Source organism: Aeromonas sp. ZOR0002 (assembly GCF_963866995.1).
Taxonomy (GTDB): domain Bacteria; phylum Pseudomonadota; class Gammaproteobacteria; order Enterobacterales; family Aeromonadaceae; genus Aeromonas; species Aeromonas caviae.
Genome location: NZ_CAWMFQ010000331.1, coordinates 424 through 9849, shown reverse-complemented (window position 1 = coordinate 9849; position 9426 = coordinate 424). Strand labels below are relative to the sequence as shown.

Genomic DNA, 9426 nt, shown 5'->3' with positions numbered 1-9426 from the left:
CCACCTGCCCCGCTTCGTGCGCGCTTTCGACGAGATCCTCGAGCGGGTCGGCCCCGTCCAGGGCGTCGTCACCCACAGCATGGGGGGCGCCGTCACCCTCAGCAGCCGTCACCCGGCAATCGATGCGCTGCCGCTGCTGCTCATCTCCCCGGTGCTCGACTACGTGCCCCAGCTCTACGGCATGGTGGCGCGCTCCGGCTACTCCATCCGGCTGTTCGATGCGGTGGTCAAGGAGATAGAACACGAATACCAGCACCCGCTCAGCACGGTTGACCCGCTGGGCCGGCTCGCCCGGCGCAGCGGCGCCGCCCTCATCGTTCACGATGAGGAAGACCGCTTCGCCCCCCACCGGGACTCCCTGCGCGCGGCCCAGGATGGCCGCACCCGGCTGGTGAGCACCCGGGGGCTCGGCCATGGCCGTATTCTGGCAAGCCCTCCTGCCTTTGCCGCCTTCGATCAACTGAGCCAGACGCCCTTGGCAAACTGAAAATGAAACGGGCCGCAAAAATTGAGCGTGCGGCCCATTTTTATCCGGTATACAACGTCTTATAGTTGAATTGCGCGGTGGCAACCCGCCCTGGCGATCACGATAAGGCGCACCCTCATGGCCAGACCCAATACTGCTCTTCTGCTGACCGGTGGTGGTGCCCGCGCCGCCTATCAGGTCGGCGCACTCAAGGCGGTGGCCGAACTCTACCCCCGCAACATCGGCATCCCCTTCCCCATTCTGTGCGGCACCTCGGCGGGGGCTCTCAACATAACGGCGCTGGCGTGCTACGCCTCCTGTTTCCATCTGGGGGTGCGCAAGCTGGAGTGGGTCTGGCGACGATTCGAGACCCACCACATCTTCGACTTCCACCCTTGCCAACTGCTGTGGCGCACCCTCTATCAGGGCTCGGCCGGCCTCATCACCCCCCAGAGCAACCGAGCCTTTCACCTGTTTGACAACGCCCCCCTGCGCCGTCTGCTGGATCAGCTCATCGACTATCACCGCATCGATGACAACATTCTCTACGGCAGCCTGGAGGCCATCGCCATCACGGCCTCCGACTACGATGACGGCCTCTCCACCACCTTCTTCCAGGGACGGGCCGAACATCAGCCCTGGGAGCGCGCCAGACGACGTGGCCTGCGAACCCTGCTCACCTCGGATCATCTGCTGGCCTCGTCGGCGCTGCCCTTCGTCTTTCCCGCCACCCCCATCGGCGATCGCGTCTACGGGGATGGCTCCATCCACCAGCTGAGCCCGCTCAGTCCCGCCATCCACCTGGGGGCGGAGCGGATCCTGCTGGTGACCCTGGACTCCCCTCACAGGGAGAACCCGACTCCCCGCCAGGGGCACCTGACCAGCTCCAACATCGCGAGCCATCTGCTCAACACCGTCTTCTCCGACACCCTCAATTCGGATCTGGAGCGGCTCGGGCGCATCAACCAGACCCTTTCCCTCATTCCGGCACGGGAGCGCAGTCGGCTGAAACTGCGCCAGGTGGAGACCTGCGTGATCCGCCCCAGCCAGGATCTCGACCTCATCGCCCTCGAATACCTCCCACGGTTGCCGACCCAGCTGCGCCGTCTGCTGCGGGTGCTCGGGGTCAACGGCGAAGAGAGCAGCAGCCTGGCCAGCTTCCTGATGTTTGACCCCGGCTATTGCCAGCGGCTCATCAAGCTGGGATACCAGGACGCGCTGGATCACCGCCAGCGCATTGAGGCCTTCCTCGACCTGCCGGGCAGCGGGAGGCAGGAGCAGTTTCGCGAAGAGGCCTGAGGGGCCTTATCCCATGGCAAGGAGATCCTAGCGTCCCTCCAGCAGGCGCTGCTCGGCCTGTTCCATGGCCACGGCCGTGCCGAAGAGCACCAGGGTATCTCCCGCCGCCAGCACCAGCTCGCGCCTGGGATCTAGGCTGCGCTCCCCGCGATGAATCGCCTTGATGCGCACCTCTCCCAGGGCGAGATCCCGTACCCTGTGTCCCACCGCCCAGGCCTGGTCGTGCAGCAGCACGGGATGCAGCCGCTCGAGCAGTTGATCCGTCTCCAGATTGCCCGCACTCTTGCCGCCCCAGTAGAAACCGTGCAGAAAGCGATACTGGCTGCTGCGCTCGTGCTCCATGCGCCGGATCACCCGGCCGATGGGAATGTCGCAGTTGAGCAGCAGATGGGAGACCAGCATCAGGGCTCCCTCCTGGGATTCGGGGATCACCTCGAAGGCGCCGGCCTGCTTGTAGTGTTCAAGGAAGCTGTCATCCCGGGTACGCACCAGCACCTTGATCTCCCCCGCCAGCTCCCGGATCAGCGTCAGCATGGCATCGACCCGCTTGCGATCGTCGAAGGTGATGATCACCAGCCGCGCCCGCAGCAGACCGGCCGCCAGCAGGATGTCGCGCCGACTGGCATCGCCGAACGCCACCTGCTCCCCCGCCAGCTTGGCCTCGCTCACCCGCTCGGGATCGAGATCCAGGGCCAGGAAGGGGATCTCTTCGAGCTTGAGAAAGCGGGCACAGGTTTGGCCGGTGCGTCCGAACCCGGCGATGATGACGTGCTGGTGTTTGCTCAGGCCCGACTGGGCCACCTCGGCGCGAGAGAGCAGGGCACTGTCGGTGAGGGAGTGGGCAAGTCCCAGCGCCCGCAACACCAGCCAGGGGGTGAGGGCGATGGAGATGACACCGATGCCGATGAGCAGAGAGACCAGCTGGTGATCCAGCAAGCCGTGATGACTCGCCAGCGCCAGCAGCACAAAACCGAACTCCCCGACCTGGCTCAACATGATGCCGGCGGCCATGGCGTCGCGCTTGCGCTCCCCCATCAGGCGGCCCGCCAGCAATATCAGCAGCGACTTGCACAGGATGAGCCCCGTCACACAGGCCAACACCTGCCACCAGGCGCCCGCCACCAGCGCCCAGTCCATGGTCATGCCGATGGTAATGAAGAAGAGCCCCATCAACACGTCGCGAAACGGCTTGATGTCCACCTCGAGCTGATGACGATAGTGGGACTCCCCCAGCATCATGCCCGCCAGAAAGGCACCGAGCGCCATGGAGAGCCCCATCCACTGGGTCAGGGAGGCCGCCAGCAATGCCACCAGCAGGGCACTCAGTACGAAGAGTTCGTCTGAACGTGCGCGCGCCACCTCGAAAAACAGCATGGGCAGCAGCCACTTCCCCACCGCCAGCAGCACGGAGAGCGCAAACAACCCCTTGAGGGAGGCCCAGGCGACCTCCGCCAGCAGGGCGCTGCCCTGCACCTCGGGCTGGGCCAGGATGGGGATCATCACCAGCAGGGGCACCACGGCGAGATCCTGGAACAGCAGCACGCTCACCCCGAGCTGGGCTCGCCGGGTATGGAGCTGCTTGAGCTCGCCGAGCTGCTTGATCACCACGGCGGTGGAGGAGAGCGCCAGGGTGCCTGACACCACCAGCGCCTGGGCCAGGCTCAGCCCCCACCACCAGCCGAGCCCGAAAAACAGCAGTGAGGTGAGCAGCACCTGCAGGCTGCCGACCCCCAGCACCAGCTTGCGCATGGCGAGCAGACGCGGCAGGGAGAACTCGAGCCCGAGGGAGAACATCAGGAACACGATGCCAAGCTCTCCTATGGTCTGCATCATGGCCTGACCCGTGACGATGGCCACGCCATGGGGGCCGAGCAGCATGCCGGCAAACAGATAGGCAAGGATCACCGGCTGGCCGAGGCGCCGGAAAATGGCCACCAGCACAACGGCGAAGATCAGCAGGATCAACACATCGGTGTACACCCATCCCTCTCCTTCATCTGCCCGGCACTCTCTTCCCTGCAAGCACAGCGCCCGCTCCCCATATGGCACGCCACTCGCTCAGCGGCAGGGATTTCCCCTCCCGTTTCATCCCGTTAAGCCTAGCCAGCCCCCTTGTTTTTCATCGGACATATTTTAGGCACAGGGCTTGCAAGAGCCTGCGCAATGAATGGAGAGGTGTAAGGGCTGTAACGTGGAAAACACATCGTCATTGAACGGCTTCGGACATGGCATAGAGCAGTGGGTACAGCAGATGGAGCGGCTTGCGCCGTTGACCGGGCAGGACCGCTATCAGCAGATAGAGCAGTTGCTGGGGCAACGGGATCTTGACGCCCTGCTGGCAATCTTTGCCGAGCGGGTGGCAAACATTGTCCGGATCCACTCGCTCCAGTTCGACTGTGGCCAGCCCCATCCCCTCATCTCGCACCCGCCCCAGGCCAGGCTGACCCTGCATGCCTATCGCTTCGAGCTGCGGGGACGACACGAGCAGTTGCTCGGCCAGTTGCACTACGAGCTGGAGCACCCCCTGAGCGACGGCCAGAGGCGGTTGCTTGAGCAATATCATCAGCTGTTCAGTCTCACCCTGCCCCTCTATCTGCGGCTGGATCGGCTGGAACAGCAGGTGCGGCTCGACCACCTGACCGGGCTTGGCAATCGCGCCTACTTCGACGAGGCCATCGGCCGGGCGGTGGAGCAACACAGCCGGGAACCCCACGGCCTGGTGCTGGTGCTGCTGGATCTCGACAGATTCAAGCAGGTGAACGACACCTGGGGCCACCCGGTGGGCGACCTGGTGCTAAGCCGCTTCGCCCAGTTGCTGCAGGGGTGCATTCGCGGAACGGATCAGGCGTTTCGCCTCGGCGGGGACGAATTTGCCTTGCTGCTGCAACCCGCGGACCCCGAGGCCTGGCGCCCGGTCTGGCTGCGGTTGCAACATGTGCTCCACAGCCACAAGGAGCTCAGCGCCTTCTCGGTGGGGTGCAGCCTGGGAGCCGCCAGCTGGCAGTCGGGCATGGATGTGCAGCGCCTCTACGAGACGGCCGATACCCATCTCTACGCCCGCAAGAAAGCCGGAGGCTCCGGCCTGCCCGAATAGGGCATCCCCCTTCGCCTCCCGGCCCCCTGTCACTCTGCGATGTCAATCCGCATCCTGGGGGACGGGGGGCCGCCACTCCCACGCCACCCCCTCTTCTGGCGCCAGAAATCCGTCGCAGACAAAGAGCCCGGCCACCAGTGCCACCTGTTCACCGTAGTAGAGGATGGGAATGCGCCCCCGCTGCCAGGAGGGCACCCCGTACTCTTGTAGCAGCTTCTTGAGCCGCCGGCTGCCCACCCGCCCCACCGGTTTCAGCATGACGCCGGGGGCGACCTGAAAACGCACCGAGAGCGGCTCGTCCCCCCTCGGTGTCCGCAACCCTTCGCCATCCGTTCTCCAGAGCCTGAACTGCCCGAGCCCGTCCGGCAGGGTGAGCGTCTCTTCCATCCGGATGGGCAGCACCTCCTCACGGGGGGCGAGATCCGGCGCCACCAGGTAGAGGCGCCCCTGATAGCGGCGACACTCCAACCCTTGCAGGCTCAGCCTGGGGTTGGCGTCATCGCGCGCCAGCGCCACCTCCTGCCACAGCAGGCCCAGCAGCTCGCGGGAGGGCATCTCTCCCCCCTGACGGCGGATCCAGTGGCGCAGCAGGTTGTTACGCCGCACGGGGGAGAGGGAGAGGAGTCCGTCAATGCGCAGCCCTTCTCCCTCACCCACCGCCTGCCAGTCCGCCTCGGCCAGCTCGCCGATGAGCGCCTCCTGCTCGGCGCACAGGGCCATGGTGCGCGCCGTCGTCCGGGCCATGGCGGGCCAGCGGTCCTTGAGCAGGGGAATGATCTGCTGGCGCAGGAAGTTGCGGTCATAGCTCGGGTCCTCGTTGCTCTCATCCTCTACCCAGCCATAAGGAAGTGACTGCGCGGCTTGCGCCAGCTCGGCCCGGCTCATGTCGAGCAAGGGGCGCAACAGATGGCCTGCGGCAAAAGGCTGGCTCGCCACCATGCCCGCCAGCCCGCGCAGACCGGCCCCCCGCTTGAGCGCCAGCAACAGGGTCTCCAGCTGATCGTCCTGATGGTGAGCGGTGAGCAGCCACTCCCCCTCCCCCAGGTGGGCGGCGAGTCGCTCATAACGCGCCGCCCGCGCCTGGGCCTCCAGGCTCTCCCCGTTGCCTCGACAGAGCTGCACCCGCTCCACGATGAGGGGCACCGCCAGTTGCCGGCACACCCCTTCGCAGTGAGCCACCCAGTCGTCGGCATGTGGGCTCAGGCCGTGATGAACGTGCAGGGCGTTCAGGGCGAGGCCGTGGGCGCGGGCAAAACGGGCCGCCAGCACCAGCAAGACGGTGGAGTCGAGCCCGCCGCTGAAAGCCACCAGCAGACCGCGGGAACCTTCCGGCGCGGGCAGGGTCTGACAAAAACGAGAATAAATACGAGAAATCATAGGCTTCCCCAATACGACCAGGCCGATCTTAGCAGAGTCGGGCTTATCAAGCGCTAACCCGGCTGCTAGAGTGAATCGCTCCCTGCGTGGGCAAGGAAGCCATATAACCCGAATTGGAATAAAACCATAATGAACAACAAGAAACACATCCTGGCCACCCTCGTCGGGCTGGCCCTGCTGGCCGGTTGCAGTCAGGCACCGAGCCAACCGGACAAACACTCCGGCCTTGCGCTGGCCAACATGGACACCAGCGTCAAGCCTGGTGACGACTTCTTCCGCTACGTGAACGGCCACTGGCTCGCCACGGCCAAGATCCCCGATGACAGGCCCGCCGACGGCGCCTTCTACCTGCTGCGGGACAAATCCCTGGCGGACGTGCGGGTGCTGGTGGAGGGGCTGGATGGCAAAGCCGCCACCGGCACCCCGGCCCAGCAGATCCACGACCTCTACCAGAGCTATCTGGATCAGGCCGCCCGCAACGCCAAGGGCACCACGCCCCTGCTGCCGATGCTGAGCGAGATAGAGCAGATCAGCACACCGCAGGATCTCGCCCGCGCCTTCGCCCAGAGCGCCCGCACCGGTGGCGGCTCCCCCTTCGGTTTCTGGATTGACGCCGACGCCAAGGCCCCTGACAGCTATGCCGTCTACCTCTACCAGGCCGGACTCGGCCTGCCGGATCGGGACTACTACCTCAAGCGCGACCCCAACAGCCAGGCGCTGCTGCACAAGTACGAGCAACACATCGCCGCCATGCTGAGCCGCTTCGGTGAGACGGATGCCCAGGCCAAGGCGAAACGCATCCTGGCCCTCGAGACCAGGCTCGCCCAGATCCAGTGGGACAACGTGGCCCTGCGAGACAGAGAGAAGAACTACAACAAGGGACCGGTGAGCGAGCTGGGGCGCCTCGCCCCCGCCATCGACTGGGACGCCTACCTGGCCCAGGCCGGCCTTGCGGGGCAGCAGAGCCTGGTCATCGGCCAGCCCACCTACCTCTCGGCTCTGAACGAGGTGATGCAGCAGACTCCGGTCGCTGACTGGCAGGCCTACCTCAAGTGGCAGCTCATCACCGATTACGCCCCCTACCTCGACAGCCAGACCGATGCCCAGAATTTTGCCTTCTTCGGCACCGCTCTTAGCGGCACGCCCAAGCAGCGCGCCCCCTGGGAGCGGGCCCTCGGGGTACTGGACAACAACCTGGGGGAGGCGGTGGGCAAGCTCTATGTCGAGCGCTACTTCCCGCCAGCGGCCAAGGCCCGTATGGAGCAGCTGGTGGAGAACCTGCGCACCGCCTACGGCCAGAGCATCCAGGAGCTGGACTGGATGTCCCCGGCCACCAAGACCCAGGCCCTCGAGAAGCTCGCCAAGTTCAGACCCAAGATAGGCTACCCGGACAAGTGGAAGGACTACAGCGCCATCACCATTCGCCCCGACGATCTGGTGGGCAACCTGCAGCGGGCCCGCGCCTTCGAATACGCTGACAACCTGGCGCGCCTCGGCAAGCCGGTCGATCGGGACGAGTGGCACATGTCCCCCCAGACGGTGAACGCCTACTACAACCCGAGCAACAACGAGATCGTCTTCCCGGCCGCCATTTTGCAGCCCCCCTTCTTCGACATGACGGCGGACGATGCGGTCAACTACGGCGCTATCGGCGGGGTGATCGGCCACGAGATGGGCCACGGTTTTGATGATCAGGGGGCCAAATCCGACGGTGACGGCGTGATGCGCGACTGGTGGACGCCGGCGGATCTCAAGGAGTTTCGCTTCCGCACCAGCCGGCTGGTGGCCCAGTACAACCGCTTCGAGCCCATCAAGGGACAGTACGTCAACGGCCAGTTTACCCTGGGGGAGAACATCGGCGATCTCGGCGGCCTCACCATCGCCCACAAGGCCTACCTGCTCTCCCTGGATGGCAAGGAGGCCCCGGTGCTGGACGGTTTTACCGGCGAGCAGCGCTTCTTCCTCGGCTGGGCCCAGGTGTGGAAGGGCATGTATCGCCCCGAGCTGATGCAGATGCTGCTCGCCTCGGATCCCCACTCGCCGCCGGAATACCGGGTCAACGGCGTGGTACCGAACATCCCCGCCTTCTACGAGGCGTTCAAGATCCAGCCCGGCGACAAGCTCTATCTGGACCCGGCCAAACGGGTCAAGATATGGTGATGACAACCCGGGCAGGGGGCGGCCGACCAGCGGCCCCCTGCCCGCTTCCGACGTGGCAGGGAAGCGTCCCCTGCCCGTCACAGACACACAAGCAGCAACAAGGGTCCTCTCCATGAAAGCCTTATTCCTTACTCTCGGCCTGCTCACCCTTCCCCTCGCCAGCCAGGCGGCGGACGGCTTCTTCAAGCAGCTGACGCTCCCCTCCGGCCAGGTGGTGACCGTCAGCGAAGGGCGCGGCGAGCCTGCCTCCACCGGCAGCTACGACGTGCGCCTCTACTCCGGTGCCAACCCGCAGTTTCCGCTGGATCAGTTCATCGACGGCAAGGTGCTGCCGCGCGATGGCAGCATCAAGGAGCTCAAGCTGCTGGATCTCAACGGCGACAAGCAGCCTGAAGTCATCGTCGTGGTGGAGAGCGCCGGCAGCGGCAGCTACCTGAGCGCCGACGCCCTCACCATCAATCCCCAGGAGGGGCTGGAAAGCTTCAACCACGTGGAGGGACTGGCCCCCAGTGACGATGTGATTGAGGCCCTCAAGACCCCCCGCGACTGACCCCCCACGCCCCGTATCACGGGGCGTTTTTTTACCCCGCGCCTCCCGATGCGGTGCCCAAGGCCCCCCACAGGGCGGATGGACGACTGTTTTTTTCTGTGCCTATAATCGCCGCACCCTGCCATAACGAAACACAAGGAGGTAAAAAATGGTTATCCAAGCGTGTCCGATGTTCTCGGCTCGCCTGTTCGGCACATTCAAGTGCTCTTGCCTGCATACCATCGCGCTGCGATAGCGGGTTCGAGCAAAGCCGACTCCCTTCCATACCGAGACCTTTCTCGACTCTGCCGTTGTCGCCAGCGCTCCTGATGACAGGGATTTCCCATCCCGCGATTTAAGAGAGCAAGAGCATGACAACCCTGATGAGTACCCATTCCCTGCAGATGAGTGCGGGGCACCTTCCCTTATTTGACCATCTCGAACTCGGCATTCGCGCAGGCGACCGACTCGGCCTGATTGGCGCCAACGGCTGCGGCAAGA

General features: G+C 64.9%; 7 protein-coding genes. 5 read left to right on the top strand and 2 right to left on the bottom strand.

Annotation, left to right across the window (positions count from 1 at the left end; genetic code table 11):
- Positions 1 to 487: alpha/beta fold hydrolase (locus AACR77_RS18095; RefSeq protein ID WP_042883200.1), on the top strand; the 487-nt coding region annotated here is incomplete at its 5' end.
- A gap of 117 nt (positions 488 to 604) precedes the next feature.
- Complete coding sequence (locus AACR77_RS18090) at positions 605 to 1765, top strand: patatin-like phospholipase family protein (RefSeq protein WP_042864253.1); 1161 nt, start codon at positions 605 to 607, stop codon at positions 1763 to 1765.
- A gap of 27 nt (positions 1766 to 1792) precedes the next feature.
- Here AACR77_RS18090 and AACR77_RS18085 read toward each other — a convergent pair whose 3' ends face one another.
- A complete protein-coding gene (locus AACR77_RS18085) occupies positions 1793 to 3745 on the bottom strand; it encodes a monovalent cation:proton antiporter family protein (protein ID WP_042883198.1) in 1953 nt (650 codons plus the stop codon).
- 187 nt (positions 3746 to 3932) lie between these two features.
- On the opposite strand from AACR77_RS18085, the gene AACR77_RS18080 reads away from it, so the two are divergent.
- On the top strand, positions 3933 to 4859 hold the full coding sequence (locus tag AACR77_RS18080; protein WP_041214696.1) for a GGDEF domain-containing protein: 927 nt from the start codon (positions 3933 to 3935) through the stop codon (positions 4857 to 4859).
- A 42-nt stretch (positions 4860 to 4901) separates the two neighbouring features.
- On the opposite strand, the gene tilS is transcribed toward AACR77_RS18080, so the two are convergent.
- Positions 4902 to 6236, bottom strand: a complete 1335-nt coding sequence (gene tilS / locus AACR77_RS18075) for a tRNA lysidine(34) synthetase TilS (RefSeq protein WP_042883196.1) — start codon at positions 6234 to 6236, stop codon at positions 4902 to 4904.
- A gap of 129 nt (positions 6237 to 6365) precedes the next feature.
- Here tilS and AACR77_RS18070 point away from each other — a divergent pair, with 129 nt between their 5' ends.
- Positions 6366 to 8396, top strand: coding sequence for a M13 family metallopeptidase (locus AACR77_RS18070; RefSeq protein WP_042883194.1), 2031 nt, complete (start codon positions 6366 to 6368; stop codon positions 8394 to 8396).
- Between the two features lie 112 nt (positions 8397 to 8508).
- Complete coding sequence (locus AACR77_RS18065; protein WP_042883192.1) at positions 8509 to 8946, top strand: PliI family lysozyme inhibitor of I-type lysozyme; 438 nt, start codon at positions 8509 to 8511, stop codon at positions 8944 to 8946.
- Positions 8947 to 9426 lie beyond the last annotated feature (480 nt).

Coding starts and splice junctions, on each gene's coding strand:
- AACR77_RS18090 (WP_042864253.1), top strand. CDS start 605: ATGGCCAGACCCAATACTGCTCTTCTGCTGACCGGTGGTGGTGCCCGC.
- AACR77_RS18080 (WP_041214696.1), top strand. CDS start 3,933: ATGGAGAGGTGTAAGGGCTGTAACGTGGAAAACACATCGTCATTGAAC.
- tilS (WP_042883196.1), bottom strand. CDS start 6,236: ATGATTTCTCGTATTTATTCTCGTTTTTGTCAGACCCTGCCCGCGCCG.
- AACR77_RS18070 (WP_042883194.1), top strand. CDS start 6,366: ATGAACAACAAGAAACACATCCTGGCCACCCTCGTCGGGCTGGCCCTG.
- AACR77_RS18065 (WP_042883192.1), top strand. CDS start 8,509: ATGAAAGCCTTATTCCTTACTCTCGGCCTGCTCACCCTTCCCCTCGCC.